General features: G+C 58.4%; 25 protein-coding genes, 4 tRNA genes and 1 riboswitch. Of the genes, 16 read left to right on the forward strand and 13 right to left on the reverse strand.

All coding sequences use genetic code 11. The features are described from left to right. Positions 1-124: 124 nt before the first annotated feature. Positions 125-1,216, reverse strand: coding sequence for a DUF5074 domain-containing protein (locus EI290_RS05475; RefSeq protein WP_125427584.1), 1,092 nt, complete (start codon positions 1,214-1,216; stop codon positions 125-127). Positions 1,217-1,246: 30 nt separating this feature from the next. Further along, entirely contained in the window at positions 1,247-3,211 is a 1,965-nt protein-coding gene (locus EI290_RS05480; RefSeq protein ID WP_125427586.1) for a TonB-dependent receptor, read from the reverse strand. Positions 3,212-3,366: 155 nt separating this feature from the next. Further along, positions 3,367-3,586: riboswitch (cobalamin riboswitch) on the reverse strand. A 49-nt stretch (positions 3,587-3,635) separates the two neighbouring features. Between EI290_RS05480 and EI290_RS05485 the strand changes: the two genes are divergently transcribed. Further along, complete coding sequence (locus EI290_RS05485; RefSeq protein WP_125427588.1) at positions 3,636-4,244, forward strand: DNA-3-methyladenine glycosylase; 609 nt, start codon at positions 3,636-3,638, stop codon at positions 4,242-4,244. A 200-nt stretch (positions 4,245-4,444) separates the two neighbouring features. Here the strand turns inward: EI290_RS05485 and EI290_RS05490 are convergent, their stop codons facing one another. Together EI290_RS05490 and EI290_RS05495 are read right to left on the reverse strand one after the other, a co-directional pair. Then, the gene (locus tag EI290_RS05490) at positions 4,445-5,635 is read right to left on the reverse strand and encodes a class I SAM-dependent methyltransferase (protein WP_125427590.1); all 1,191 of its coding nucleotides are present in this window, start codon (positions 5,633-5,635) and stop codon (positions 4,445-4,447) included. A gap of 231 nt (positions 5,636-5,866) precedes the next feature. Next, positions 5,867-6,487: an aldo-keto reductase family protein gene (locus tag EI290_RS05495; protein ID WP_125427592.1), complete on the reverse strand. Its 621-nt coding sequence runs from the start codon at positions 6,485-6,487 to the stop codon at positions 5,867-5,869. 147 nt (positions 6,488-6,634) lie between these two features. Here EI290_RS05495 and EI290_RS05500 point away from each other — a divergent pair, with 147 nt between their 5' ends. Further along, the gene (locus EI290_RS05500) at positions 6,635-7,387 is read left to right on the forward strand and encodes a DUF4397 domain-containing protein (protein WP_125427594.1); all 753 of its coding nucleotides are present in this window, start codon (positions 6,635-6,637) and stop codon (positions 7,385-7,387) included. 266 nt (positions 7,388-7,653) lie between these two features. Beyond that, positions 7,654-8,970 (forward strand): adenosylhomocysteinase, encoded by a 1,317-nt coding sequence (gene ahcY / locus EI290_RS05505; protein ID WP_125427596.1) that lies wholly within the window; start codon positions 7,654-7,656, stop codon positions 8,968-8,970. Between the two features lie 86 nt (positions 8,971-9,056). Here the strand turns inward: ahcY and EI290_RS05510 are convergent, their stop codons facing one another. The 6 genes from EI290_RS05510 to EI290_RS05535 all read right to left on the reverse strand — a co-directional run bounded on the left by EI290_RS05510 (position 9,057) and on the right by EI290_RS05535 (position 14,640). Beyond that, positions 9,057-9,404: a DUF4870 domain-containing protein gene (locus EI290_RS05510; RefSeq protein WP_125427598.1), complete on the reverse strand. Its 348-nt coding sequence runs from the start codon at positions 9,402-9,404 to the stop codon at positions 9,057-9,059. A gap of 73 nt (positions 9,405-9,477) precedes the next feature. Beyond that, positions 9,478-10,515: an LLM class flavin-dependent oxidoreductase gene (locus EI290_RS05515; RefSeq protein ID WP_125427600.1), complete on the reverse strand. Its 1,038-nt coding sequence runs from the start codon at positions 10,513-10,515 to the stop codon at positions 9,478-9,480. Positions 10,516-10,582: 67 nt separating this feature from the next. After that, a complete protein-coding gene (locus EI290_RS05520; protein ID WP_125427602.1) occupies positions 10,583-11,773 on the reverse strand; it encodes a hypothetical protein in 1,191 nt (396 codons plus the stop codon). 114 nt (positions 11,774-11,887) lie between these two features. Beyond that, positions 11,888-12,763, reverse strand: a complete 876-nt coding sequence (locus EI290_RS05525) for an SDR family oxidoreductase (RefSeq protein ID WP_185816858.1) — start codon at positions 12,761-12,763, stop codon at positions 11,888-11,890. Between the two features lie 286 nt (positions 12,764-13,049). Continuing rightward, complete coding sequence (locus EI290_RS05530) at positions 13,050-13,856, reverse strand: T9SS type A sorting domain-containing protein (RefSeq protein WP_185816859.1); 807 nt, start codon at positions 13,854-13,856, stop codon at positions 13,050-13,052. A gap of 22 nt (positions 13,857-13,878) precedes the next feature. After that, positions 13,879-14,640: a tetratricopeptide repeat protein gene (locus EI290_RS05535; RefSeq protein ID WP_125427608.1), complete on the reverse strand. Its 762-nt coding sequence runs from the start codon at positions 14,638-14,640 to the stop codon at positions 13,879-13,881. 106 nt (positions 14,641-14,746) lie between these two features. On the opposite strand from EI290_RS05535, the gene EI290_RS05540 reads away from it, so the two are divergent. The 6 genes from EI290_RS05540 (at position 14,747) to nadD (ending at position 19,141) form a co-directional block, all read left to right on the forward strand. Then, positions 14,747-15,511, forward strand: coding sequence for a glycosyltransferase family 2 protein (locus tag EI290_RS05540; protein ID WP_125427609.1), 765 nt, complete (start codon positions 14,747-14,749; stop codon positions 15,509-15,511). After that, positions 15,508-16,545 (forward strand): glycosyltransferase family 9 protein, encoded by a 1,038-nt coding sequence (locus EI290_RS05545; RefSeq protein WP_125427611.1) that lies wholly within the window; start codon positions 15,508-15,510, stop codon positions 16,543-16,545. The genes EI290_RS05540 and EI290_RS05545 overlap by 4 nt, the downstream gene beginning before the upstream one ends. Before the next feature lie 434 nt (positions 16,546-16,979). After that, a complete protein-coding gene (locus EI290_RS05550) occupies positions 16,980-17,627 on the forward strand; it encodes a sigma-70 family RNA polymerase sigma factor (RefSeq protein ID WP_125427613.1) in 648 nt (215 codons plus the stop codon). A gap of 24 nt (positions 17,628-17,651) precedes the next feature. Beyond that, positions 17,652-17,942 (forward strand): hypothetical protein, encoded by a 291-nt coding sequence (locus EI290_RS05555; RefSeq protein WP_125427615.1) that lies wholly within the window; start codon positions 17,652-17,654, stop codon positions 17,940-17,942. Positions 17,943-17,951: 9 nt separating this feature from the next. Beyond that, positions 17,952-18,536, forward strand: a complete 585-nt coding sequence (gmk, locus tag EI290_RS05560) for a guanylate kinase (RefSeq protein WP_125427617.1) — start codon at positions 17,952-17,954, stop codon at positions 18,534-18,536. After that, a complete protein-coding gene (nadD, locus tag EI290_RS05565; RefSeq protein ID WP_125427619.1) occupies positions 18,533-19,141 on the forward strand; it encodes a nicotinate (nicotinamide) nucleotide adenylyltransferase in 609 nt (202 codons plus the stop codon). Before gmk ends, nadD begins: the two co-directional genes overlap by 4 nt. A gap of 107 nt (positions 19,142-19,248) precedes the next feature. Here the strand turns inward: nadD and frr are convergent, their stop codons facing one another. The 3 genes from frr to EI290_RS05580 form a co-directional block, all read right to left on the reverse strand. After that, a complete protein-coding gene (gene frr, locus EI290_RS05570; RefSeq protein WP_125427621.1) occupies positions 19,249-19,812 on the reverse strand; it encodes a ribosome recycling factor in 564 nt (187 codons plus the stop codon). A 100-nt stretch (positions 19,813-19,912) separates the two neighbouring features. Then, positions 19,913-20,701, reverse strand: coding sequence for a UMP kinase (gene pyrH / locus EI290_RS05575; RefSeq protein WP_125427623.1), 789 nt, complete (start codon positions 20,699-20,701; stop codon positions 19,913-19,915). 112 nt (positions 20,702-20,813) lie between these two features. Beyond that, a complete protein-coding gene (locus EI290_RS05580) occupies positions 20,814-21,323 on the reverse strand; it encodes an acetyl-CoA carboxylase biotin carboxyl carrier protein subunit (RefSeq protein ID WP_125427625.1) in 510 nt (169 codons plus the stop codon). Between the two features lie 99 nt (positions 21,324-21,422). On the opposite strand from EI290_RS05580, the gene EI290_RS05585 reads away from it, so the two are divergent. The 7 genes from EI290_RS05585 (at position 21,423) to secE (ending at position 26,490) form a co-directional block, all read left to right on the forward strand. Beyond that, positions 21,423-24,020, forward strand: coding sequence for a M1 family metallopeptidase (locus EI290_RS05585; RefSeq protein ID WP_125427627.1), 2,598 nt, complete (start codon positions 21,423-21,425; stop codon positions 24,018-24,020). A gap of 248 nt (positions 24,021-24,268) precedes the next feature. After that, positions 24,269-24,351: transfer RNA gene (locus EI290_RS05590), tRNA-Tyr, on the forward strand. Between the two features lie 86 nt (positions 24,352-24,437). Then, a tRNA-Gly gene (locus EI290_RS05595) sits at positions 24,438-24,510 on the forward strand. A 92-nt stretch (positions 24,511-24,602) separates the two neighbouring features. Continuing rightward, positions 24,603-24,674 (forward strand) — tRNA-Thr (locus EI290_RS05600). A gap of 167 nt (positions 24,675-24,841) precedes the next feature. Further along, positions 24,842-26,029 (forward strand): elongation factor Tu, encoded by a 1,188-nt coding sequence (gene tuf, locus EI290_RS05605; protein ID WP_125427629.1) that lies wholly within the window; start codon positions 24,842-24,844, stop codon positions 26,027-26,029. A 128-nt stretch (positions 26,030-26,157) separates the two neighbouring features. After that, a tRNA-Trp gene (locus EI290_RS05610) sits at positions 26,158-26,231 on the forward strand. Positions 26,232-26,295: 64 nt separating this feature from the next. Then, the gene (secE, locus tag EI290_RS05615) at positions 26,296-26,490 is read left to right on the forward strand and encodes a preprotein translocase subunit SecE (RefSeq protein WP_125428268.1); all 195 of its coding nucleotides are present in this window, start codon (positions 26,296-26,298) and stop codon (positions 26,488-26,490) included. Position 26,491: the final 1 nt, after the last annotated feature.

Here is a 26,491-nt window from a genome sequence, read left to right on the forward strand (position 1 = left end):
GGTGCGGTCCGTGCTGACTGCACGCTTCCAAACACGTCACTTCTTCCGAACTCAACTCGGTGGCAGGTCGTCGCATGCCGCAAGCTACCAATTGCGCACTATACGCTTACTTCTGTATGGCTACTTAATAAAACACGAACCCATTGGGGCCGATACCGACTGTGAACGAGTCGATGGCCACGCCGGTGCTACGGTACCGGATTACCTTATCGGCAGCCGTAAACGAGCCAATACCCCCATAAATGGTACCATCCTGCGGGTCGACGCCTAAGCCGTAGAAGCTGCGCTTGATGAGCGGGGTGGCGGGCAGGGTAGCGTCGCCGGTACCCAGCGTGTACACGCCGCCCAGGTAGGTGAAGTACAGCTGGTTTTTGGCCCCGTTACTGGTGAGGCGGTTGGGGGTGCTGCGGTTGGAGGCCACCTCGCGGGTGGTAGCCGTCAGCTGGCCCGGCACAATCTTCGAGAGGCTGCCTTTGGTGGTGCGGGTGTAGTCGGTGCTGTAGTCGGCGTTGTAATACACTTTGCCGCCGCTAAGCACCCACACGTTGCCGCCGGCATCCTGCACCAGGCTGTTCGGCGAATCACCTACCGTAACAGTGCCCTCCACGGCATCGGTGGCGGTGCTGATAACCGTAACGGTGTTGCCGCCGCTGTTGGTTACGTACAGACGGGAGCCAGCCACCAGCAGCCGCTCGGGCTGCACGCCCACTTCAATGGTCTTAACGACGGTATTGGTTTTCAAATCAATCACCGATACGCGGCCGTTGCTGCCATTATAGGCCACGGTTTCGGTAACGTAGCCTTTAGCCGCTGAGGCCGCCGCAAAGTAGCGGGGCAGCTTGAGGCCGGTAACGGTGGCCTTGGAACGGAATTTGGCCAGCGACACTACCTCCAGCTTGTTGCTGTTATTGACCACAATGTAGCCGAGGCTGTCCTGCACGGCCATACTCTGGGCCACGTCGCCGAGGGCGCGGCCGTTGGCGGTGCTGAACAGGTTTTTGTTGGTAACGGTGCTACTGGCCTTGCTGAACAGGCTGATGTCGGCGTTGGAGCGCAGGAAGTTGCCTTCGTTCACCACAAACACACTGCTGGTTACAATGGGCGGGTCGGTCGGCTCCGGGTCGGTAGAAGGGTCGCAGGCCAGGAGGCCGAGAGTGGCCACGCCGCCCAGCAGCAGGCGGCTGGGTAGGCTGGCGAGGGAGTTCAGTGCTTTCATAAAGAAAATAAGGGAAGAGTGAATGACAGGTTAGTGCCACAGCAGCCGCAGGCTCAGGCTGCCGTGGCGGGGCGGCATGGCGCGGTTCTGGTAGCTTTGGTAGTGGCGGTTGGTGAGGTTGTAGCCCTGAACCAGCAGTTGCAGCCGCCACCCAGGCTGCACCGCCAGCGTGTAGCCGGCCGTGGCGTTTAGCAGCAGGTAGCTGGGCAGAAACTCCGTAGCCGACGCATCGGTGTAGCGGTAGCCGGAGAAGGTGAGGGCCGTGCTGAGCTGCCAGCCGCGCCAGGCATGGTCGGTACTGAAAGCACCGGTATGCAAGGGCACAAAGGGCAGCTGCCGGCCCACCGGGTCGGTATCGGTGGCTACTCCCCGCGTCTTCTCCGACTGCGTGAAGCTGTAGCTGGCCCGCGCCACGGCGCTGTAGCGCCCCGGTTTCCAGGTCAACTGGCTGCTGGCCTCCAGGCCCTGGGCCCGCACCTGCCGCAGGTTCCGCGGCGACCAGTACGAAGCGCCCGGCGTCCATTGCACCCAGTTATCAACCAGCTGGCGGTAGGCCGTTAGCTCGGTGTGCAGGGCCAGGTGGGTGGGGGCCAGGGTAAACGTATGGGCCAGCCCGCCCTCGTAGCCGATGCTCTGCTCCGGCAGCAGGCCAGGGTTGCCGCCGGGCCGCCAGTACCGTTCGTTCAGGGTAGGGGCCCGGTAGCTGCGCGAAGCTGAGCCTTTGAGCTGGAGCGTATGACGGGTTGCTTGGAAAGCTGTCCATTCGGCGCCGGCGGTGGGCGTAAGGGGTGGGCGGCGGCCGGGCAGCACGGCCTGGCGCAGGTTCAGGGACAGCCGCAAGCGGGGGCGAGGATCGTAGCGGAGCAGGGCAAAGCCGGAAAAGCGGTTTTCCGTGCGCGGCTGAGTTCCGTAGCCATCCACCTGCGCCGCAAAATGCTGGGCCTCGGCCCCCAGCCGGACTGTGGCATTGGGCGCAAACGTCCAGGTGTGCTCGGCCTGGGCCTGGCTGGTGCGCACCCTCGACTCGCTCAGGCCGCTCACCTCGTCCTGGTAGTTCAGCACGTCCTCAAACCAGGCCGCCCGCCCCGCCCATTCGTGGCGGGCCGTCACGTACCGGTAGCCGGCCGTGAGGCGGCGGCTTTGGTCCCGCTCCCGGGCGTGGGTGTTGTTGGTGCCGATGCCCGGCTGAATCTGGCGGTCCGCATCCGTCAGCCAGACGGCGGCCGTTGCTTCGCTTCGCTGCCCCAGTCGCAGGGTAAGATCCTGGGTGAAACTGGCTTGCCGGAAAGCCGCGTTTTCCTGGCGCACCCGCACCCGGCCCCGTGCTTCCCGGGTGTAGTAAGGAAAGTCGTTTTCGGCCTGACGGTATAGCAAGCTGGTGCGCACGGCCAGCTTCTGGTTGCTGAACGCCGCCTCCACGGTGCCGGCTCCCAGCCCGTAGCTGCCGTAGTCAGCCTGGGCCGTGCCCCGCCAGCCCGCGCCCCACCGCGTGCCGGTCGACAGCAGCACCGTACCCCCCACCGCGCCGTTGCCGTAGGTAGCCCCAGCCGGGCCGGGCTGAATATCCACCTGCGTACTGCCGCTGAGGGGCAGGAGGGAGAAATCGGCTTCCCCCAGGGAAGGCAGGTTGATGTTGAAGCCGTTCCAGAGCACGGCCGTGTGCCGGGCTGAGGTACCCCGCAGCGTAATGGATGCAAGCTGGCCGGGGCCGTAGTTTTTGAGGTAGATGGCCGTGCGGGCGCTCAGCACATCGGTGAGGGTGCCCGTGCGGTAGTTGGCCAGCGCCACCGAGTCCAGGGAGAAGCGGTGGCTGCCCACGGCAAACCGCTCCAGGCGCACGCCCGGAATCCGGACGGTGGGCAGCTGCTGCACCCGGGCCGTGTCGGGGGCAGTTTGGGCCAGCGCCGGCAGCGTGAGCACGCCCAGGCCCGCGGTAAGCCACTGCCAGAGTAGCCACCTGCGCCGGAGGGCCGAAAAATGCGTCTTGCGAACCAAAGTTTTCGAAATCGAAAAATTCAGTTCAAAACCCCGTTGCCCGGCCGTTACCTACAGCCAAACCCCGAAGCCGAGGCCGAAAACAGAAGAGTATGCTGCCCGGCCGAAGCCGTGCCACTGATTTCATTCTCCGCCTTTCCTCCGAAGGCGCTGAACATGGGGGAAATGCAAAGGCAGGTCTCCTGGCTTGCTCCGGGCGCGTCGCCTTCCCATTTCATGGCTTCCCGCAGGAAGCCGGTGCTGAAACAGTGGCTGGTGATGACGCGCCAACTCATGAAGCGTACAGTTGCGGGGACAGCTCCGGATTTCAACCGGATTCCCTTTTCAGCCGCGCCCCGCATGTGGGGGTTGGCCACCTCTACGGCAGCAAAGGTAGGCAATGGCCCGTATAGGTTGGCTATCCGCGTGAAATTCCTGCCTGCGTATGTCCAAACTGCCCCCGGCCTTCTACCGCCGCCCCGACCCCGTTCAGATTGCCCGCGAGCTGCTGGGCAAGCACGTATACTCCTGCCTTGATGGCCAGCTGACCGGGGGGCGCATCGTGGAAACGGAAGCCTATTCGCACGAAGGCGACGCTTCCATGCAGCTGCACCTGAAACGGCGGGGCACCCACGGCCGCGCCCTGCACGAGCCCGGCGGCCGGGCCTATCTGTACCAGGTGTACAACCGCCACACGCTGTTCAACATCAGCACCAACGCCGCCGACAAACCCGATACGGTGCTCATCCGGGCCATTGAGCCGCTGGTGGGCCTGGATGTAATGATGGCCCGGCGCGGCCTTACGGCTCCATCTGCCAAGCTCACGGCCGGCCCCGGTCTGCTCACGCAGGCGTTGGGGGTTACGCCCACTCTCAGCGGCACCGACCTGCAAGGCCCCATCCTCTGGCTTGAAGACCACGGGGAAGATGTACCCGAAACCGCCGTACGCCGCAGCCCCCGCGTCGGCCTGGCCTACGCCGGCGAAACCGCTGCCACCCTGCCCTGGCGCTTCCGCATCATCGGCAGCAAATGGACCAGCCCCGCAAACCACTGATTACCCGGAGTTCGTGGACGATTGACCGGTGGTGGCACACGCTGTAGCTTGTGCCAGGCGCCTAATTCTTGGTAGGAATAGCATTGTTATGAAAAGAGGCTTGCTATATAGCAAGCCTCTTTCGTTGTCACATGGAGTTGTTATGCGGCGCCCGGCACGAGCTACAGCGTGTGCCACAATCATGCGGAAAATCCGGGCAATCAGTAGTCCTTGGAGCATACCAGCACCATCAGCCGGCCTTCCAGGTTGGTGGTGGCGAAGAGATATAAGTCGCCGCCCTCCCGGATGCCGGTGCGGTGGCGAAATTCGGCCACCGAATCGGGGAAGTTGCGGGTAGTGACGTGGGCGCGGGCCTCGGGACCCAAGTGGGCGCGCAGGGCCTGCCCGTCGTACTTCTCCACCGCCCGAATCCGGAAGATGCGGCCTGGAAAGTCAGGCCTCAATACATCTGAGGTGTACAGATGGCTGTGCTGGTGCAGCTTCAGCAGCTCGAAAGCCGTGCCGATACTTTTAAACGCGCCGGCTTTCAGTACAGCCACATTGGGCTCATAAAGGTACTGCTGGGGCTCGGCGTAGCGGGCCACCGCGCGGGTTTCGCGGGCCCGGTTCAGCCGGAACTCCTGCTGCTGTCCGGTGCGCAGCAGGTTCACGGTGTACCGCTCGGGGTCGACGGCCGGCTCGGGCCCCAACTCGTACAGCACTTCCTTGCATTCATTATCCACGGCCACTACCCACAAGCGGCGCACCTGCCGCAGCTCCTGAATGGCCTGGTCAATATCGAGCATGGGGGAGGTTTTGAGCAGTACGCACCGGCTTTTGTGGAGCAGCAGCGGCATCAGGCGCAGCACGTCCGGCTCACAGTCCTGCAGCCGGAAAATCTTCTTGGCCGCCGTGTCGCGGCGGGCAGGGTCGAGGTAGAGCCAGTCGAACGTATCGGGCGTGTTGCGCAGAAACTGCACCGCGTCGGCGGTGTGGCACTGTACGTTCCGGATGCCCAGCTGCGCCAGGTTGAAGCGTACCACATCGGCCAGTGCCGCGTGGCGCTCCACGTAATGTACTTCTGCAACAGTAGCGGCAAAATGTGCCGCGTCCACTCCGAAGCCTCCTGTAAGATCGGCCAGCCGCTGGCCCTGCACCAACGAAGCCTTAAATTCGGCCGTACGGGCCGAGGAAGCCTGCTCCACGGATAAGGCCGGCGGAAAAATCAGGTCGGGATTTTCAGCCCAGGCCGGTAGTTTGGTTTTGGCTTTCTGCCGGGCCTGGATCTGGCGGATGAGGTCGGGCACTGGCAAGCCGGGGTGGCGCCGGGCCTGAAGGGCAAGCTGAGCGGGGTCGTCGTGCAGGTGCTTGGCAACGTATTGACGGGCCGCAGTCGGCAACGGGTAGTCCATGTAGGGTTCCTACGAAAAACAGGCCGGCCCCGGATATGGCTCCGCTACCAGCCCTGGCGAAAAGCTACACCAAACGTAAGCAGGAAATCCGGCAACAGCCAGTTCTGTTCGTGCTTGCCCGACTGCCCTTCGGTAAAACAGACATTCCGGCCCCGTACACGGGCGGGGGCATCTGTTACTTAGTGCCCCCGCCCGTGTACAGGGCCGGAATGTTTGAAAACGCCGCTGCTACTACCGCAGATTCCAACTCAGGGCCAGCAAAGGCTGGCCGTTACGGCTGGCCGTAAGCCCCACTGTACTAGGCCGCAGTTGGTACAACGCCCCCGTACGGGCGGCCGTAGAACCAGCATTGTGCGCCTCTACAGCCCGCTGGAAATGCGAATTGGTATGGCGTGAAATAAAGATATTACTCAACAGGCTAAAGGCAGCTACACCAATGGCAGCCTGTTGCTGCGTATTGAAATATTGCTGTTTTTCATCCTTGGCCAATACCTGCTGACCATACACGCCTACTGCCCCAACAAAGGTGAGGCGCTCGGCCAGAAACAGCCACTTTTGCCGCCGGTACCGGTTCAGGTTATCAAGGGCCTCCTGGTTGCCGGCCAGATAAGGACGGAGCCGCTGCCCGAAGAAACCGGCACTCTGATAATCAGACTCCATAGTTCCCACACCAGTAGTGAAATAGAAGTTTTTCTGCACTCCATTCTGCCCCCGGTTCTGGTCTTCCGGAGCCAGGCGAATGATAGTAGACTGCTGGGCCTGGGCAGTTGCAGAAACCCCCAATGCACACAAAGCAACAAAGGCAACACGACGTACTACGCCGGAAATACGGGTCAGATGAGGTTGGGGCATGAGGACAAATCTACTGCATATATAGTCAGCTTGCTAAGTGTTTGAGCGAGAAAAAAGTGCAATTCATCGAGGAAAAGTTTTAGTGCTCAGCCAACAAAAGCACCTCGTCCTTCGTTCTGGCAGGCAGTTCACCCAATTTCTTCGCTCATGAAAACGCTGACTTCTCTTTTCCGTCCGGCCCTGCTGTTGGCCGCTCTGCCTACGGCGCTGGCTTTTTCGGCTTGCTCCAACGACGACGACGACAACGCTACCCCCGTGCCAGACCAAGGCAAGGTAACGGCGGTACACGCGGCCCCGAATGCCAACGTAAAGGTGTCGCTGCTGGTCGATGACAAATCGGTGAAAGATCTGAACTACGGCGAAAATTCCGGCTACCTGGCTGTGGATGCAGGCAGCCGGGTCTTCAAGATCAACGTGGCAGGCTCTTCTACCACAGTAGCTACCGCCACTCAAACAGTGGCTAAGGATAAGAACTACTCGCTTTTCGCCTACAGCCCCACCACCCAGGCCAATTCCATCAGTGCCATTTGGGTGGAGGACGACCTAACGGCTCCGGCTGCCAACCAGGCTAAAGTTCGGGTGGTGCACCTGGGCCTGAATGCGCCTTCCCCGGTTAAACTCTCCCAGGAAACCGTGGCCGGCTCCACCGATGTACCCGGTATAAGCGCAGCATTTGGCGCGGCGTCTGCTTTTGCCTCTGTTCCGGCGGGCACTTACAACCTGCTGGTAACAACCGGTGCTGCATCCACGAAGGTGGTGGCCGTTGGCGACGGTAGTGGCTCCGGTACGGGCACCAAGAATTATGAAGCCGGCAAAATATACACTGTAGTAGTGCGAGGCAGCCTGGGCAACCTCGATGCCAACCTGCAACCTAAAGCAGTGCTGATCCAAAACAACTAGGCTGCATCCTGCAACTCAAATTGCCAAAGCCCGTCCTGCAATTCGCGTAGGGCGGGCTTTTGCTTGAGTCAGCGGTGTAGCCACGCAGGCAGGATAAGGTAGCACGGGCCTGAGTATCTGACTTTTGTCTGGGCGTGCTTCTTGGGTATTCAATCGGTCGTATCAGCTGGGCTTCTGGCCTTCACTGCAGGGTTCTGCAAACCACATATAACAAATCGAGTATCTTTGCGGTTAGAAACCGACAAACTCACTTCTGTATCTGACTGATGGAGACTAAGACCACGGCCTACGTTCCGTACAAAGTAAAAGACATGAGCCTCGCCGAGTGGGGCCGCAAGGAAATCCGCCTGGCCGAAGCCGAAATGCCCGGCCTCATGTCGCTGCGGGCGGAGTATGGTGCCAGCAAGCCGCTGAAAGGCGCGCGCATTGCCGGTTGCCTGCACATGACCATCCAGACGGCCGTGCTCATCGAAACCCTCATTGAGCTGGGCGCCGACGTAACGTGGTCGTCGTGCAACATCTTCTCCACTCAGGACCACGCCGCTGCAGCCATTGCTGCGGCCGGTATTCCGGTGTATGCTTGGAAAGGCATGAACGAGGAGGAGTTTAACTGGTGCATCGAGCAGACCTTGTTCTTCGGTGAGGAGCGGCAGCCCCTGAACATGATTCTGGACGACGGGGGCGACCTGACCAACATGGTGCTCGACCAGTTCCCCGAGCTGGCCAGCGGCATCAAAGGTATTTCAGAGGAAACCACCACGGGTGTACTGCGCCTGATTGAGCGGGTGAAAGCCGGTACGCTGCCCATGCCCGCGTTCAACATCAACGATTCGGTAACCAAGTCCAAGTTCGATAACAAGTACGGCTGCAAAGAGTCGGCCGTGGATGCTATCCGCCGTGCTACCGACGTGATGATGGCCGGCAAAGTGGCCGTAGTAGCCGGTTACGGCGACGTAGGAAAAGGTACCGCCGCTTCGTTGCGCGGTGCCGGAGCCCGTGTTATCGTGACGGAAATTGACCCCATCTGCGCTTTGCAGGCGGCCATGGACAGCTATGAGGTGAAGAAGATGGAAAACGCCATTCCGCGCGCCGACATCGTCATCACCACCACCGGCAACTGCGACATTATCCGGGAGGAGCATTTCCGTGCCCTGAAGGATAAGGCTATTGTCTGCAACATCGGCCACTTCGACGATGAAATTGACATGGCTTGGCTGAACAAGAACTACGGCCACACCAAAGACACCGTGAAGCCCCAGGTGGATATTTACACCATCGACGGCAAAGAGGTGATTATTCTGGCTGAAGGCCGCCTCGTGAACCTTGGCTGTGCCACCGGCCACCCCTCGTTCGTAATGTCGAACTCTTTCACCAACCAGACGCTGGCTCAGCTGGAACTGTGGCAGCACGCTGACAAGTACGAAAACGAGGTATATACCCTGCCCAAGCACCTTGATGAGAAGGTGGCCCGCCTGCACCTCGCCAAAATTGGCGTGGAGCTGGACGAGTTGACGCCCAAGCAGGCTGACTATATCAAAGTACCCGTGGAAGGCCCGTTCAAATCGGACCTGTACCGCTACTAAGCGGATCCGACTTCCCAAAGGAAAGCCCCACCTGGCACTGCGCCGGGTGGGGCTTTCCTTTGGGAAGAAGCCAGAAAATGAATTCGCTAGGAGATAAAGCGAATAGACAGCGGATAAGGCCAGACGATGCCCTCGTTGGCCTTGATGCCCCCGATAATAGGAAACACCAGCGTCAGAATGCCCAGGATGGCCAGCAGTGGAATGCCAATCAGCAGGAAGCTTAATATACCACATACTACGCCATATAGAAGGGCGCTGAGCAGCCAGTTCATCACTACTTTGCCGTGAGCATCAATTTCCGGTAGCTCGTTCTTCTTTATCTGCCATAGCACAATGGGCAGAATAAAGCCTGCCCCCGGTACCAGCAGGCCCGCTAACAGGGAGAAGTGCAGGAACATAGCCCACTGGCGGGTGTCCGAATCGGAATAGTGCATGGCGCGCTGACCGTAAACGGCGTCGGAGTTGACAGCCGACGGTAAGTAACACAAAAATTCTGGGTCCGATTGGCTACGCTGGTACTGCCAGCCGCTCGCGCACGGCGGGGGCTACTAGTTGCCCAAACAGCTCGGTGGAGCGGAGCACTGCTTCGTGGGGCATACCTTCCAGCATCAGCTGGCCAATAAAACGAGTGTTGCCAAACAAACCGTGCAGGTACACCAGCTTCTCAATGATTTCCTGTGGGGTACCCACAAACAATGGCCCCTGCGGTCCACGCAGGTGGTCAAACTGCTGCCGCGACATAGGCGGCCAGCCCCGCTCCCGGCCAATGCGGTTCATCACCAGAGAGTAGGCAGGAAAGAACTCATCGGCAGCCTGCCGGGAGTCTTCGGCCAGGTGAAAGTGGCAGTTAATGCACAGCGGCAGCGGGTCAGTATGGCCAGCTTGTTGAGCAGCGCGGCGGTGCAGCTCGGCAAACGATACGTACTGTGCCGGTGCCCCGCCCAAAATGGCAATGGTGAGCCCCAAGCCCAGGGCGCCGGCCCGGGCCGCCGAAGCGGGCGTACCGCCCACGCCAATCCAGATAGGTAGCTTGGGCTGTACGGGGCGCGGATATACCCCTTTTCCCGTAATGGCTGCCCGGTGCTTACCCTGCCAGGTTACTATTTCCTGCTCGTTGAGCTGCAGCAGCAGGCCCAGCTTCTCGGCAAACAGCGCATCGTAATCCTGCAGATCCTGCCCAAACAGCGGAAACGACTCAATGAAGGAGCCGCGTCCGGCAATAATTTCGGCCCGACCGTTGGAAATCAGATCCAGCGTGGCAAAGTTCTGAAACGTGCGCACCGGATCAGTGGAGCTAAGCACCGTTACGGCACTGGTAAGCCGTACGCGGCTACTCACGGCTGCCACCGCCGCCAACATTATCTCCGGCGACGATACCACGTAATCAGCCCGGTGATGCTCACCAATGGCTACTACATCCAGGCCCGCCTCGTCGGCCCGGCGGCCCAGCGCCACTAGTTCCTGCGTGCGTTGGGCCGCGGCCGTGTCGCCGCCAGCTACGTGGGCGGGCGCTATTTCCCCAAATGAGCTAATGCCAAGTTCCATACAATCGTGAATCAGGTAGGTACATGAATTTGGTTGCCTAACGTGGCAATACGCCAGTTTGTTCACGCTACCTGCTCACCGTGAACCACGGAATACCCAGCCGGCCCGGAAACTGATGTATCCGCACGGAGTCGCCGGGCATCGTTTGGTTGTAGATTTCTTCCGTCACGGTTACGTCGTCGGGTGTGGCTCGGGGGCCCCAGGCGCCTACTTCGAGGTAGTAGGTGGTGGTTTTGCCGGAGGAGTAATGCTTGCCTCGTACCGGTACGCGGTACACCTGTGGCCTGGCCTCCTCGAACGCGCAGTTATAGGCCACCGGGGCCGCGTAGGCATACGGTAGCACACAGAACGTCAGCATACCCACTACACCCCAGCGGCCGTTGGGGTCCTTGATAAACCGCCAGCTGCCGTATGCCAATAGCCCTCCAAACAGCCCGCCGATTGCCGCTATCCAGGGCCACACGGGCGTAACTTCCAGCAGCTCGAAGTCAAATAGGTCACGCAGCAGCAGCGCCAGCGGAGGGGAGAACAGGGCCGGGAGCAGAGACGGGTAAGCGCTGTCGTTCCGTTCGTCGGGCCGAATGAGGCCTTGGTGCCAGAGTAAGGCAGCCAAGGCCAGGGGCGGTAGCGTGAGGCCTGCCTGTAGCGCCCACTCGTAGGGCGTGGGGTAAAAGAGCAGCCAGGCGGCCACAGCCCAGGCCAGCGTGTTCAGCACGCGACACAGTTGCCGGGCCTGGGTCAGCTTTTCTTCCCGCTCCGGAGCGGTGCGGCCCAAGGTTTCGTCCTGCAGAATCTGCTGCGCCTCCTGCTCCCGCTGCTGCACATCCAGGTTCGGAAAGCGGACGGCCAGCCACTGCTGTATGCCCGCGTAGTTTTCACTGGTATAGCCTATTCTGATGGATGGATACTCCTTCGAGACGGGCACGATATACGTATATTTATCATCGAGCCGGTACCCCCTGATGGCCGTGCGCGGAATTTCCTTGCGGCGCAGTGCTCCTTCGTAGCGGATGCTGTGCTCAGTGAGAATGTGCCGCGCTTTGTGGGTTTCATATAGTCCGTAGATGAAGAACAGACCCATAGCCCAGAACACTCCTGATAAAGCAACCAAACCGGCATTCCAGCCTTTATCGGCAAATAGCAGCGGCGCGCCCAGAAACAGCAGAATCAGGGGCGGAACAAATACATAAATGAAAATACGCCAGCCCTTAGCGGTGCCGTAGCTGTGTACTGTATTGGTGGCGGTAGAAAGAGGCATTAGCAGGGTAAGCGGGCCAGAAATTCAAATAGATACCTCAAAGCTAGGTCCCTACATGACAACGACCAACCCGAAGAGCTGGCCGTTTGCGTAAGCGAGTAGGCTGACTCCTGGTTACTCCTGAAAAAACGGCTGCCCCACCAGCCGCTCCGATTCCTGCCACAGCCGCTGGGCATTATCGGGCGTGTTGAAACCAGACTTTACTGCCTCCGGGCGCTGCTTCACGAAGTAGCCGCCGCTGGTCTGGGCCACTTCCGGCGCCGTAGCCAGGTAGATGCTGGTCTGGGCTCCATCCTCGGAGGAAGTCATGAATGGCGCGGCTACTTTATAGAAGGCCCGCGTCAGCCAGGTAGAGTTGCTGCCGAAGTTGCTGGCTACCACGCCGGGATGCAGGCTGTTGGTACTCACGTTGTGGATGCCCCGTTCCCGCAGCCGCCGCGCCAGCTCCTGCGTGAACATGATGTTGAACAGCTTGGAGTTGGCGTAGGCCCGCATGGGCGAGTAGCTGCCGGCCACATCCAGGGTAGCAAAATCGGGTTTGGCGAACTGGTAAGCCATAGAAGCCACGTTGACGATGCGTGCCGCCGGACTCTGCTGCAACTTGGGCAGCAGCAAGCTGGTGAGCAGAAACGGGCCAAGGTGGTTGGTGGTCAGTGTCATTTCCGGGCCGCTGGCGGAGGTTTCCCGCTCGTTGCCGAACACCAGCCCGGCATTGTTTACCAGCACGTCCAGCCGGGCGTAGCGCTGATTGAATTCCTCCGCCGCCCGCCGCACCTGGTTCAGGTCCGATAGGTCGCAGAGTAGCACATCCACCCGGCGGCCGGGCCAGGCCTCCGGCTGAATTTCCTGGCGGGTACGGGCCGCTTTATCGGCATTTCGGGCCAGCAGTACTACGTGGTAGCCCTGCCGGGCCAGCTGTTGGGCCGTTACCTTACCAATACCGGAAGTAGCACCCGTAACGAGGGCAATAGGTTCAAAAGAAGTTGTCATATGGCAATTGGCTAGGCTCGGTAGACTATACGCAACCCGCTGGGGTAGGGTAGGTGCTCCGGCCGATTTGCCTGATGTTGGGTGGCAGTAGCAAGGAAGCGTCATTCTGAGCGTGGCCAGGAGCGAAGCAAAGGAGTTTTGCGTGCCGACGTTGCAATGGTACTCCTTGCGTTAGCACGTAGGATTGCTTCTTTCGCCGGTGTACCAAGTTTTGAAACAGATTTTGTCAACCGTCCACGCGCGTTAACAAGCCGGCAAACCCGCTACACCAGGCCATTCCAACACACTAACGGGCCACCACCAGCCGGCAGCTGGCCGGGCGGCCACCAACCGATTCAACCCGAACCAAGTAGGTAGCTGAGGGTAAATTGGTGGTAGAAAATGTAAAGGAAGCGGCAGCCGTGGAAAACGCCCCGACCAGTCGCCCCTGCAAGTCCAGCACCTGTATTTGCCGGTGCGCCGGGCCGGAGAAGCGCAGGGTAGTTTCGGTGGTGGCGGGGTTGGGGTAGAGTTCTGGCGCCGCCGTGGGCTGGGCCCCGGCCAGCGGCACCGCTCGTGCGTCAACGGCGGGCCGCAGCCGGTACGCCGGAAAACTATCGGGCATAGCAGCATAAAACGAGTGAAGCTGCCGCTTGTCGAAGCGTACCCGCACACTGTCGCCGCTGAAGCTGCGGAAGCGCACCAGCTGCGCAAACCGGCCTCCTTCAATGGCTCCCGATAAGTCTTGCATCTGCGCGTGGCCCGTGTTCAGACCTTGCACCAAGCCGCGCCGGATTCGGACGGCATGTACCCAGCTACCCCCCGAATTTGGCCGTGCGGTAACCAGGTAGTATAGTCCCCGATACCGGAAAGCCTGGGCACTGAGCCATTCTTCGCGGCTACTATCATGCTCTATGCTGAAGGTGTTGAGGCCCGTTTGAGCGTCGTACGTCAGGCCGAATTGGATGGTGTCTTCTGCCAGCAGCATCCCCCGCGGCCCCAGCACCTGCGCCAGATTCAGGGGCCGGGCCACCACAACCTCATCAAACCGGGCCGCCGGTTCCTCGCAGGCCGTTAGCAGGCTCAGCAGTATCAACAGAAAAGCAGTGCGCATACCGCAGATAGGACAAATGGAGTTACTTGCGGCGGATTTTACCTGGTGCCAACCGTGGCAACCGGGCCAGATATGGCCGCACGTAGGTATTGCGGGGGAACAGCCGCAAGGTTTGCTGCCCGAACTGACGGCAGAGGTCGGCCTCTCCCAACTCGAATAAGCACTCCGTCTGATACTGAAGCATTTGCTCCTGCAATTTGCTACCTGCGTACAGGTCAGTGGGAGCAGCCAGTACCGCCTGTGAGATGCAGAGCAACGCCTCGGCCCATTGCGCATTATCCATGTGCAAAGTCCCTAGTTTCCAGTACGCTTCCGCAAATTGCGCATCCACTACCACCGCTGAGTCACTGGCAGGAACGGCACTGCGTACCCGGTTCACTAACTGCTGATACAGCGTGTGGGCGCGGGGCTTTTGGGCATCGGTCCGGTAAAGGGCACGGGCCAGCTGATTCAGAATAAATGGATTATCCGGCTCTTTCTGATAAGCTTCCTCCACCAGAGCCGCCGCTTCGGCGTAGCGGCCCGCCCCGTAGGCCTCCTCCGACTTCACCAACGCTAGGCCATACCGCACCGACCGGATCAGCGGCATTTCGGAGGTATACCCCACTACTTGCCCGGGCTGAATTTTGGTGCCCAGTAGCCGGGTATCAAAGTCGACGTGCAGCATTTCAATTGTGTTAATACCCCGGGGCAGAACTACCTGTGGGCTGTGCACCCAATACCGGTTCTGAGCCTGGCCAGCTGTGGAGAGGCTGAAAAAGAGCAGTAGGAACAGGATGCGCATACTGGCGAAAGAGTTAGACAACGGATACCTCTCAATACCAGCAGCAGCCCTCACGTAACCCTACCAGGCGGCTGCCCCGGCATAAACCCCGATATTTGCCCGCGTTATGTCCCAGGTTCCGCTGTCCGTCGTCATCATCACCTTCAACGAAGAAGCCAACATTGCCCGCTGCCTCGAAGCCGCCCGCCCCATTGCCGACGAGCTGCTAGTGGTAGACAGCTTCTCCACCGACCGCACGACGGAAATTTGCCGGGAGCTGGGTGCCCGGGTGGTTCAGCACGCTTTTGAAGGATACGTGGAGCAGAAAAACTACGCCACGGAGCAGGCCCGCCACAACCACGTACTGCAGCTCGATGCCGATGAGGTACTGACCGAAGAGCTGCGCCACAGCATCCGGCGGGCCACGGAGCACTGGCAGGGCGGGGGCTATACTCTGGCCCGCCTCACCAACTACTGCGGCCATTGGGTGCGCCACGGCGGCTGGTACCCCGACCGGAAGCTGCGCCTCTACGACCGGCGCCTGGGCCGCTGGGAGGGTCTGCTGCTGCACGAGCGGTATGCGCTGGCCGCCGGCCAACCGGCCCCGCTGCCCCTGGCCGGCGACGCCCTGCACTACTCTTACAATTCCGTGGCGCAGCACGTAACCCAGCTCAACCGCTTCACCAGTATTGCCGCCGATGAGCTGTGGCTGCGGGGCAAGCGCCGCGTTACGCTGTTTCACCTGCTGCTGAAGCCCTGGTGGAAGTTCGTGCACGGCTACGTGCTGCGGCGGGGCTTCCTGGATGGATTTGCGGGCCTGAGCATTGCCGTCATTTCGGCCTGGGGCGTGTTTCTGAAGTTTGCCAAGCTCAAAACCAAAGCCTCCGCATGAGCCGCACCTTCCTGCTCAGCCGCACCGATGCCATCGGCGACGTGGTGCTCACGCTACCCGTGGCCGGCCGCCTGAAACAGCTGTTTCCGGGCTGCCGGGTGCTGCTGCTGGGGCGCACCTACACCCAGGCCGTAGCCGCCGCCTGCCCCTGGCTGGATGGGTTTCTGAATTTCGACGAACTACGGCAGCTGCCCGAAGCCGCTCAGGTAGCTGCCCTCCAGGCCACCGGCGCCGATATCATCCTGCACGTTTTTCCGAACCGCCACTTGGCCTGGCTGGCCCGCAAAGCCGGCATTGCGCACCGCCTCGGCACCTGCAGCCGGTGGTTTCACTGGCTTACCTGCACCCGGCTAGTGGCCTTAAGCCGCCGCCACTCGCCCCTGCATGAGGCCCAATTGAATCTGCAGCTGCTGCAAGGCCTGGGCATATCCGAAACCATGCCCCTGGCAGCCGTTGCGCCGCTGGTGCAGCTCACGCCCACCGTGCCGCTTCGGCCGGAGCTGTTGGCGCTTCTGCAGGCCCGCCAGCCTGGCCAGCTCAACCTTATCCTGCACCCGCGCAGCCGGGGCAGCGCCCGGGAGTGGGGACTGGCGCATTTTGGGCAGTTGGTCCGGCTGCTCTACCAGGCCGGGCACCGCGTATTCATCACCGGTACCGCCGCCGAGGGCGAGGAGCTACGGGAGTGGCTGCCGCAGCACCAGCCCTATCTGGCCGCCGACCTGACGGGTCAGCTCAGTCTGCCCGAGTTCATTGCCTTTATTGCCGCCGCCGACGGGCTGGTGGCCGGTAGCACCGGCCCTTTGCACTTGGCTGCCGCGTTGGGCCGATACGCGCTGGGACTGTATCCGCCTATTCGGCCCATGCACCCCGGCCGTTGGGCTCCATTGGGTCCTCACGCCGGGTTTATGGTGTTTGATAAACCCAACTGCCAGGACTGCCGCACCCAGCCGGCCGCCTGCACCTGCATTAAGGCGTTGGAGCCGCTCGGGGTGCTGGCGCGCATCCGGCAGTGGGTGCCGCTGCCTATTGCTTAAGCTGAGCCCCGCACGCCAAATAGTATAACCATGTGCTTTGCAGCAGAAATACGTCCGGGCCGAACGCAGGCGGGAGATTATCTTCCCGGGTAGTAATATTCTCCCCAGGCAATCTATATGTAGGGTAAGTATGCGGCCGCCTGCCAGTTTACAGTTGAGTTTGATCCTACTGTTTGGGCTGGAAGTGCAACCCGCATAACCTCCCTGCCCGTACGTGTACCATTCCCGACTGCTATGTTTGTCGATGCCTGATCAGGAAGGCCAGTTATTTTCTTGCACCATAGCACCACATACATAGTTTGGGGCCATTCCGTGGGCGCCGGCTCAAGCTAGGCGCTTCTACCGCAAAAACCTTCTTCCATCCCCGCGGTATAACCCATACATTTGTCTAACGGCGGTATTTTTTTAATATTCAGCCGCAATATTCAGCGTTCATGAGCGACTCTCCCGAGCGGATTCCTAAACTGAGTAAAGAGGAAAAGGACCGGCGTTTTCAGGCCGAACTAATGCCCGTACTCGACCCCCTGTACAACTTTGCGTTTCGCCTCACTCTCGATGAAGATGATGCAAATGACCTCGTGCAGGAAACTTATCTGAAAGCATATCGCTTCTTTGAGTACTTCGAGCCGGGAACAAACGCCAAAGCGTGGCTGTTTCGCATCCTGAAAAATTCGTTCATCAACGATTTTCGCAAAAAGAGCAAGCAGCCTGCTAAGGTTGACTATAGCGAAATCGAAGGATACTACAACTCGGAAGATGTAGAAGCCGACAGTGATGCTGGCTCTACTTCAACCGACATGCGGCAGCAGGCCGTGCGCGACCTGATCGGTGATGAGGTGGCGCGTGCGCTGAACTCGCTGCCCGTGGATTTTCGCACGGTCATCATCCTCTGCGACCTGGAAGGGTTCACGTATGAGGAAATGGCAAAAGTGCTGGACATCCCCATCGGTACGGTGCGCTCCCGCTTGCACCGGGCACGCAATTTCCTCAAAGAAAAACTCGAAAAATACGCTAAGTCGATGGGGTATGGCTCCGAAGGCGACGGCGAAGATGATTTTCCCCTTACTGAAGAGTCTGAATAACATCCCCTCAGCCAAGCCCCCGCTATGGAAACTACTTCTACAAAGCAAACCAACCAGAGCGGCGCCCCTGTCACCAGCGGCCCCGACTGTGAACGTGTGAATACCATACTCGACCAAATCATCGTTGGGCAGGATCCCACGGCGGAGGATGCAGATTATTTCGTCAACCACGCCGAAGATTGTTCCCCGTGCTTCGATAGCCTCGAAAAACAGCACATTTTCATCGACTTCCTGGGTGAGCATCTGGGGCGCAAAAAGGCCCCCGTAGCATTGTCAAACTCAATTCTTGCAAGACTTCAGGGAGAAATGGCCTAATTTTGCCCGATGCAGGGTAAAATCATCGCCTTTTCAGCCCCATCCGGAGCTGGCAAGACCACCATCGTACATCGGCTACTGGAGCGTATTCCGGAGCTAAGTTTTTCAATTTCAGCCTGTACCCGCGACAAGCGCGGGCGCACCGAAGCCAACGGCAAGGATTATTACTTCATCTCCGTTCAGGAGTTTCAGGAGAAAATCCGGCATGATGACTTTGTGGAATGGGAGGAAGTGTACGAAGGTGCCTTCTACGGCACGCTGAAGTCCGAAATTGAGCGCATCTGGGACAATGGTAACCACGCCATTCTGGATGTAGATGTGAAAGGCGGTCTTAGCATCAAGGAGTTTTACAAAGACCGTGCCCTTGCGGTATTTGTGAAGCCGCCGTCGTTGCAGGTGCTGGAACAGCGCCTGCGCAACCGTGCTACCGACTCCGAAGCCAGCATTTCAGCCCGCATTTACAAAGCCAACTTTGAGCTGACGTTTGAAGACCGCTTTGACGTGGTAATCGTTAACGACGACTTGGAGCGAGCCATCGACGAAGCTGAAAAGATGGTGCGCGCCTTTATTACTGCCGAGTCGGCCATTCTGTGAGCAGTCCCGCTACCGTTGCCCCTGTGGGCCGGAAAGTAGGACTGCTTTTTGGTTCCTTCAACCCCATCCACACCGGCCACCTGATTCTGGCCCACTTTATGGCCACGCACACCGATCTGGCTGAAGTATGGTTGGTGGTGTCTCCGCAGAGTCCGTTCAAAATAGGGCAGGAGTTGCTGGGTGAGAGGCAGCGGCTCGAACTGGTGGAACGAGCCATTGCCGGCAACCACCAGTTGCGGGCGTTGGATGTAGAGTTTGCCATGCCCAAACCCAGCTACACCATTGATACCCTGGATGAGCTGCGGCGGCAATACCCCACGCACCGGTTCGTGCTGCTGATGGGGGAGGATAACCTGCCGGGCCTGCCCCGCTGGAAACAAGCCGACCGAATTTTGGCCGAAAATGAAGTGTACGTGTACCCGCGCCCGGGTGTGGATGCCACTGAGGTAAATGCCCACCCCGGCGTACGGGTGGTAGAGGCTCCGCTGCTCGATATTTCGGCCACGTTCATCCGGGAGTGCGTGCGGGAGGGCAAATCCATCCGCTACCTCGTGCCGGAAGCCGTGGAGCAGCAGATTCTGGCAGCTGGTTACTGGCAAGGATAGAAGCGTAAGATGGTGAGATATGCGAAGTGAGACTTTCATTCTGTTGGCCCGGCAGGGTTCCAGAACGAAAGTCTCACTTCGCATATCTCACCATCTTACGTTTATAATCAGATGGTCATGATTTCTGATTCTTTCTTGCTGAGCAGCTCGTCTACCTTACTGATGTAGCTGTCCGTGAACTTCTGCACCTTGGCCTCCGCGTCTTTCACGGCGTCTTCCGAGGCACCCTCTTTCTGTAGTTTCCGCAACGACTCGTTTACATCCTTACGGATACCCCGAATGCGGACTTTTCCGTTTTCCGACTCGTTTTTAGCCTGCTTTACCAGGTCGCGGCGGCGCTCCTCCGTCATAGGCGGAATGTTCAGGCGTACACCCTCGGCATCCGACTGCGGATTCAGGCCCAGGTCACTGTTCTTAATGGCCTTGGCAATTTCGCTGATCATGTTTTTCTCCCAGGGCTTGATGAACAGCGTGCGGGCGTCGGGGGCTGCTACGTTAGCTACCTGGGCTACCGGCGTAGGCGTACCATAGTAGTCAACCCGCAACGAGTCGAGCATAGCGGGGGAGGCTTTGCCGGCCCGGATCCGGGCAAACTCAACTTGCGTGTGCTGCAGGGCTTTGCCCATCGACTCTTCGGCCTCGTCCAGGTAAAACTTAATTTCTTCGTCCACTTCGTAAAAAGTTGAGTGTTGAATGTAGAGAGTAGGTTAAACGCAGAGTAAATGGACCAGTGAGTGCCTACCAGGCTCTACGGCTGGCCCATCTGAAATGCTACGCCTGCTCCGAAGAGCCGGTATGTACTGCTGGTTGCAGGCTGCTATGGTTGGGGTCTGAGGTCGGGGCCTTGCTGCCGTGCATGCTGACCAAGGTGCCAATGCTTTCCCCATCCAGCAGGCGTTGCAGGTTGCCTTCCTTGTTCATATCGAATACAATGATAGGCAGGTTATTCTCTTTGCACAGCGTGAAGGCTGTCATATCCATCACGTTCAGGTTTTTCTCCATTACCTCGTCGAAGGTAATTTCGGGGAAGCGCACTGCCGTGGGGTCTTTCTCAGGGTCAGCAGTGTAGATACCGTCTACCCGGGTACCTTTCAGCACTACATCGGCCTCAATTTCAATGGCCCGCAAAGAGGCCGCCGAGTCGGTGGTGAAGTAGGGAGAGCCGATGCCAGCGCCAAAAATAACCACCCGACCCTTCTCCAGGTGACGCATGGCCCGGCGGCGGATGTACGGTTCACATACCCGCTGAATCGTCACGCCCGACAGCAGCCGGGTGCTGGTACCCAGCTTTTCCAGTGCGCTCTGCAGGGCCATGGAGTTGATAACGGTGGCCAGCATACCCATATAGTCGCCCTGCACCCGGTCGAGGCCAAACGCTTCGGCCTGTACTCCCCGGAAGATATTTCCACCGCCAATAACAACGGCTACCTGCGTGCCCGTATCGGCTACGGCTTTAATTTCTTCGGCGTATTGCATGAGCCGGGTGGCATCAATGCCATACTGTTGCTGGCCCATCAGAGCCTCGCCGCTTAGCTTCAGCAGGATTCGGTTGTACTTCAAGGTGAGAGAGATTAGGCGTGAAACACGAGTGTACGTACCAAGGCCGTAAGCAACTACCTGCGGAGAAGGCCGCATGGTATCCGCTTACGGCCCCGGTTAAAGAAAGTAGCAGTTAGCTGAACTGAACCAACACTTGGCCTTTGGTTACGTTGTCGCGCAAACTGACTTTAATAGCGGCAATGGTACCGTCGCCGGGGGCTTTCAGAATATTTTCCATCTTCATGGCCTCCAGCACCAGCAACGGGTCCCCTTTCTGAACTGTTTGGCCGGGCGCTACCCGAATATCCACGATAAGGCCCGGCATGGGGGCCTTCAGCTCGTTTACTTTCTGGCTGGTGGCGTTGCTCATGCCCAGCTTATCCAGCAGCAGGTCAAACCGGTCTTTGGCTTGTAGCTCCAGGCGCTGTCCGTTCAGCTTCAGCACCACCGCTTTGGTTGCATAGTCCACCGACACCAGCTCAGCCGTGAAAGAGCGTCCCGCCTGTAGCAAATGGAAGCGCCCATTGCCCAGTGCCGTCATATTCCAATCGAAAGGTTGCCCGTTTACGGTAATGGGGCCGTTCGGCTGATAATCAACTTCCCAGACCTGCTGGGGGGCGGCTTCGGTGCGTACCTGGAACATAGGGAATGGGTGGGGGTAGGGCGGAAAAGGGGCTTAAAGATAGGCCAATTCTGAAATAAATTCGGAACTTGACCCTCCAATGTCCTAGTGCCTTCCCGCATGAAATATCCACTCTTCGGTGCCCTTGTCCTGGTGCTGATGTGTTACGTATACGCTCCCGCTCAGGCCGTTAAGTCCAGCCGCCCTGCCTCCACGGTTAGTCATCCTGCGCGCAAAAAAGTAGCCGAACCGGTAGCTGCTCCGGTGGCAGTGGCAGCTAGTGTTGCTGTCCCTAACTGGTTGCCATCCACCAACCCCGTGCAGCCTTCCGCTACGGTTCTGCACGACCTCACCGATACCAAGCTCGATGTCCGCTTCGACTGGGCCAAACAGTGGCTGATCGGAACGGCCACGCTTACTCTGCGGCCCCATTTTTACCCACAAAGCCAGCTGCTGCTGGATGCCAAAGGCTTCGATGTGAAAAGCGTGGAGCTGATGAACGGCTCTCGCAAAGGCAAGGACCTCAAATTTAGCTACGATAAGAAAAAGCTGACCATCAGCCTCGACCGGCTCTACCAGCGCACCGAGCAGTATCAGGTGCGCATTCAGTATGTAGCCAAGCCTAACGAGCTGCCCAAGGGCGGCAGCGAGGCCATTACCGACGCTAAGGGCCTGTACTTTATCAACCCCTTGGGTGCCGATAAAACCAAGCCCCGCCAGGTCTGGACCCAGGGCGAGACGGAAGGTAGCTCTTGCTGGTTTCCAACCATCGACCGGCCCAACCAACGCATGACCCAGGAAATCAGCCTGACGGTAGAAAGCGGCCTGAAAACCTTGTCGAACGGACTGTTGGTTTCTTCCCGTCGCAACCCCGATGGTACCCGGACTGACCTGTGGAAACTCAGCCAGCCTCATGCGCCCTATCTGGCCATGCTGGCCGTCGGCGACTTTGCCGTAGTATCAGATACCTGGCGCGGCAAACCCGTGGATTATTATGTGGACCCGGCCTATCAGTACACCGCCAAACGAGTGTTCGGCAATACCCCCGAAATGCTGGAGTTCTTCTCCAAAAAACTGGCCGTCGACTATCCCTGGGACAAGTACGCTCAGGTAGCCGTCCACGATTTTGTGTCGGGTGCCATGGAAAATACCACGGCTTCTACCTTCCAGCAGCAGCTGGTGCAATTCACACCCCGGGAGCTAGCCGACGTGTCGTACGCTGCCTCCGAGTCGGTTATTGCTCATGAGCTGTTTCACCAGTGGTTCGGCGACTACGTGACTACGGAATCCTGGAGCAACCTTCCCCTCAACGAATCCTTTGCCGACTATTCCGAGCTACTGTGGGCTGAGCACAAGTACGGGGCTGATGCCGCGGCCTTGGTGCAGCAAACCAAACTGCGTAACTACCTGGAGGAAGCCCAAACCAAGCGGGAGCCCCTGATCCGGTACCAGTATGCGGAGCGGGAGGATATGTTCGACCGGCATTCTTACGACAAGGGTGGCCGGGTATTACACATGCTACGCAGCTATGTGGGGGATGAGGCCTTCTACGCCTCCCTTAATCGTTACCTCACGCACAACAAGTTTTCTACCACCGAAATAGCCAAGCTGCGCATTGCCTTCGAGGAAACCACGGGCGAGGACCTGATGTGGTTTTTCGACCAGTGGTTTATGCAGCGTGGTCACCCTGAGTTGCGCGTTACGCACAGCTTTGAAAACAGCCAGGTGGTGTTACGTGTGCAGCAGGTGCAGGATACTCTGCATCAACCCGTTTATCGGCTGCCGGTTACGGTAGCCACTTGGAGTGGTAACCAGGCGGCTGAACACCGCATCCTTATTACCAAAGCCGACCAAACCTTCCGGCTGTCAGTCAGTCAGCGCCCTAGCTTAGTCAAGTTTGATGACGAAGGCATACTGCTGGCAGACCTCGACGAAACCCAAAGCCAGGAAGAGCTCCTGTACCAGCTCAGCCATGCGCGCGGCTACTTACAGAAATACCAAGCCATCCAGGGCCTCCGCACCAAGTCCGCCGATTTGCTGGTTAGCTCAGCATTCCGCGCCGCTCTCAACGACCCTTTCTGGGCTACCCGCGTGGCTGCCCTGGACGGTTTGCGGCGGTATCGGGGAGCCGAGGGAAGCGCCGTCCGTAAAGATTTGCAGCGTGTCGCCTTAAGCGAGAAGAACGGTACAGTACGGGCCACTGCCATCAGTGTATTATCGTCTTTTCCCAATGAGGATTTCAGTGAAGTATACAACGCGGCCCTCAAGGATAGCTCTTATGTAGTGGCCAGTGCTGCTGTGAATGCCCTGGCACATGCGCCTACCTCCACTACCCGCGCCCAGCTTAGTGCTTTGCAGAGCACTAATAATGCAGCCTTGTTAACCGCATTATCTAACTATTATGGGTTAAATGGCACATTGGATGATTACCAATGGTTTCTGCAGCGCAGCAAGGATGCTCCCGCGGAAGTATTGTATGTAATGCTGGAAAACTTCGGGCTCCTGATGCAGCGAATTCCCCCCATTGAGCGGGAAAAGGGTATTCAGCGGCTGGAAGCATTAGCGCGCACGCATCCACAGATGTATGTGCGCCTGGGTGCCTACAAAGGACTACACGAATTAGTGGCCAGTATGCCCGCCCTAAAAACAACTCTGCAGGATATCCGCAATAAGGAAAAAGACAGTGGGCTGAAGTCGATGTACAGCTTGATTCAGTAAAAGCACAGTTTTTTCATTCGTGCCAGATTATTTTTCGGCAAGGCGCTTGTACTAGGTAGTCAGCCAATTACCAGTTGCGAGAACCATCTAACAGGTTTGCTAGCAGGAAAAAGTTAAAACCTTTTTGGTAGAAGGCTTGACTTGCATCAGAAAGCCACTAATTTTGCAACTCCAATCGACACAGTAACGGTTTCGGCCGCCAAAGTTGAGAGAGGAAAACCTGGGCAAGCGGCTCAGGAAATCTAGCTGGGGGCGTCGCATAGCGGCAATTGCGGGTGACTGTAACTCACCTCCTTCGGGTTCAAAGGTTCGAGTCCTTTCGCCCCCACCATAAAGTAAGGTATGAGTTTATAAGGGTAGGGGTGCATGAGGTTTCCTCTCACACACTTACCCTCATCGCCTCAGGTCTTATGAAATGCGGGAGTAGCTCAGTTGGTAGAGCGGCAGCCTTCCAAGCTGCAGGTCGCGGGTTCGAACCTCGTCTCCCGCTCGGTGTCAGGATTGGCAGCGAGAAGTTACATAGATAGCAGCGCTGGTAAATGTTTCTCTCCTGTTGTATCTTTGCCAAACAAACAAAAATAAGCCGTTTTAGCTCAGTGGTAGAGCACTTCCTTGGTAAGGAAGAGGTCATGGGTTCAAATCCCATAAATGGCTCAGAATTACGAGTACCAACGGGGCAGCGCGACTGCACCGTTTGGAACTGTCAGCAAAGTAAAGCGACGTGCAGTCCCGACTAAACGGAGCTGTGTTTCGCTTTCTTACTGTATAGTCTAGTCGCGTTTCCCCCTCATCACCTCAAAATTCCTCTTAATCTCTTTACAATGGCTAAAGAAAATTTTGACCGGTCCAAGCCGCACGTAAACATCGGCACGATTGGTCACGTGGACCACGGCAAAACCACCCTCACCGCTGCCATCACCACGGTTCTGGCTAACAAGGGTCTGGCTGCCAAGCGCGACTTCTCTTCGATTGACAATGCTCCCGAAGAAAAAGAGCGTGGTATCACCATCAACACCGCTCACGTAGAATACGCTACCGAAAACCGTCACTACGCTCACGTTGACTGCCCCGGTCACGCTGACTACGTGAAGAACATGGTAACGGGTGCTGCCCAGATGGACGGCGCTATCCTCGTAGTAGCTGCTACTGACGGCCCCATGCCCCAGACTCGTGAGCACATCCTGCTCGCTCGTCAGGTAGGTGTTCCTCAGTTGGTAGTGTTCATGAACAAAGTGGACATGGTGGATGACCCCGAGCTGCTCGAGCTGGTGGAGATGGAAATCCGTGAGCTGCTCTCGTTCTACGACTTCGACGGCGACAACATTCCGGTTATCCAGGGTTCGGCTCTGGGCGGCCTGAACGGCGACGCCAACTGGGTTCCCAAGATTGAGGAGTTGATGGCCGCTGTTGACAGCTACATTCCAATTCCTGCCCGTCTGACCGACCTGCCCTTCCTGATGCCCGTAGAGGACGTATTCTCTATCACGGGTCGTGGAACGGTTGCAACCGGCCGTATCGAGCGTGGCATCATCAACTCGGGTGAGCAAGTAGAAATCCTCGGTATGGGTGCTGAGAACCTCAAGTCGACCGTAACGGGCGTTGAGATGTTCCGCAAAATCCTTGACCGTGGTGAAGCTGGCGACAACGTAGGTCTGCTGCTCCGCGGTATTGAAAAAGAAGCCATCCGTCGCGGTATGGTTATCTGCAAGCCCGGTTCGGTTAAGCCCCACACCAAGTTCAAAGCTGAGGTGTACGTGCTGTCGAAAGAAGAAGGTGGCCGTCACACGCCCTTCTTCAACAACTACCGTCCTCAGTTCTATTTCCGCACCACCGACGTTACCGGCATCATCTCGCTGGGCGAAGGCGTAGAAATGGTAATGCCCGGTGACAACGTAACTATCTCGGTTGAGCTGATCAACTCGGTAGCTATGGAGAAAGGCCTACGTTTCGCTATCCGCGAGGGTGGCCGTACGGTAGGTGCCGGTCAGGTAACCGAAATTACTGAATAGTTTTCGCTGGAAACCTAGTGAAACAATACAATCCGCCTCCGATTTTTTCGGGGGCGGATTTGTTTTGTGTAAAGAGTTCCATACATTTGCAGTCCCAATCCAGTCCCTTGACTGGTTAGGACGCACACACGGGCGTAGTTCAAGGGTAGAATAGAGGTCTCCAAAACCTTTGATGGGAGTTCGAATCTCTCCGCCCGTGCCATTAATACAGAACTACGGCTGCTTCGGCAGCCGTAGTTTTACACCCCAAACCGGTGCTTATCATCATGAGCAAGCTCACCAACTACTTCCGGGAAACTTCTGAGGAAATGCGTTATAAGGTAACGTGGCCTTCTTTGGAAGAATTGCAGAAAAGCGCCGGGTTGGTGCTCATCGGCTCGTTGCTGTTTGCTGCTGTTGTAGGCGTGCTGGATGTAGCCTTCAAGGAAGGGTTAGAGGCTTTCTATAACTCAGTCCGTTAAT

It is taken from the genome of Hymenobacter metallilatus (assembly GCF_003944705.1).
In the GTDB taxonomy this organism is placed as follows: domain Bacteria; phylum Bacteroidota; class Bacteroidia; order Cytophagales; family Hymenobacteraceae; genus Hymenobacter; species Hymenobacter metallilatus.

Excerpts from the sequence above, each read along its gene's own strand:
- EI290_RS05520 (WP_125427602.1), bottom strand. The coding sequence starts at position 11,773 with ATGCCTCTTTCTACCGCCACCAATACAGTACACAGCTACGGCACCGCT.
- gmk (WP_125427617.1), top strand. The coding sequence starts at position 17,952 with ATGCAGGGTAAAATCATCGCCTTTTCAGCCCCATCCGGAGCTGGCAAG.
- EI290_RS05555 (WP_125427615.1), top strand. The coding sequence starts at position 17,652 with ATGGAAACTACTTCTACAAAGCAAACCAACCAGAGCGGCGCCCCTGTC.
- EI290_RS05545 (WP_125427611.1), top strand. The coding sequence starts at position 15,508 with ATGAGCCGCACCTTCCTGCTCAGCCGCACCGATGCCATCGGCGACGTG.
- EI290_RS05540 (WP_125427609.1), top strand. The coding sequence starts at position 14,747 with ATGTCCCAGGTTCCGCTGTCCGTCGTCATCATCACCTTCAACGAAGAA.
- EI290_RS05535 (WP_125427608.1), bottom strand. The coding sequence starts at position 14,640 with ATGCGCATCCTGTTCCTACTGCTCTTTTTCAGCCTCTCCACAGCTGGC.
- EI290_RS05525 (WP_185816858.1), bottom strand. The coding sequence starts at position 12,763 with ATGACAACTTCTTTTGAACCTATTGCCCTCGTTACGGGTGCTACTTCC.
- EI290_RS05490 (WP_125427590.1), bottom strand. The coding sequence starts at position 5,635 with ATGGACTACCCGTTGCCGACTGCGGCCCGTCAATACGTTGCCAAGCAC.
- EI290_RS05495 (WP_125427592.1), bottom strand. The coding sequence starts at position 6,487 with ATGCCCCAACCTCATCTGACCCGTATTTCCGGCGTAGTACGTCGTGTT.
- ahcY (WP_125427596.1), top strand. The coding sequence starts at position 7,654 with ATGGAGACTAAGACCACGGCCTACGTTCCGTACAAAGTAAAAGACATG.
- EI290_RS05515 (WP_125427600.1), bottom strand. The coding sequence starts at position 10,515 with ATGGAACTTGGCATTAGCTCATTTGGGGAAATAGCGCCCGCCCACGTA.
- EI290_RS05530 (WP_185816859.1), bottom strand. The coding sequence starts at position 13,856 with ATGCGCACTGCTTTTCTGTTGATACTGCTGAGCCTGCTAACGGCCTGC.
- tuf (WP_125427629.1), top strand. The coding sequence starts at position 24,842 with ATGGCTAAAGAAAATTTTGACCGGTCCAAGCCGCACGTAAACATCGGC.
- secE (WP_125428268.1), top strand. The coding sequence starts at position 26,296 with ATGAGCAAGCTCACCAACTACTTCCGGGAAACTTCTGAGGAAATGCGT.
- EI290_RS05510 (WP_125427598.1), bottom strand. The coding sequence starts at position 9,404 with ATGCACTATTCCGATTCGGACACCCGCCAGTGGGCTATGTTCCTGCAC.
- EI290_RS05475 (WP_125427584.1), bottom strand. The coding sequence starts at position 1,216 with ATGAAAGCACTGAACTCCCTCGCCAGCCTACCCAGCCGCCTGCTGCTG.
- EI290_RS05485 (WP_125427588.1), top strand. The coding sequence starts at position 3,636 with ATGTCCAAACTGCCCCCGGCCTTCTACCGCCGCCCCGACCCCGTTCAG.
- EI290_RS05585 (WP_125427627.1), top strand. The coding sequence starts at position 21,423 with ATGAAATATCCACTCTTCGGTGCCCTTGTCCTGGTGCTGATGTGTTAC.
- EI290_RS05550 (WP_125427613.1), top strand. The coding sequence starts at position 16,980 with ATGAGCGACTCTCCCGAGCGGATTCCTAAACTGAGTAAAGAGGAAAAG.
- EI290_RS05580 (WP_125427625.1), bottom strand. The coding sequence starts at position 21,323 with ATGTTCCAGGTACGCACCGAAGCCGCCCCCCAGCAGGTCTGGGAAGTT.
- EI290_RS05500 (WP_125427594.1), top strand. The coding sequence starts at position 6,635 with ATGAAAACGCTGACTTCTCTTTTCCGTCCGGCCCTGCTGTTGGCCGCT.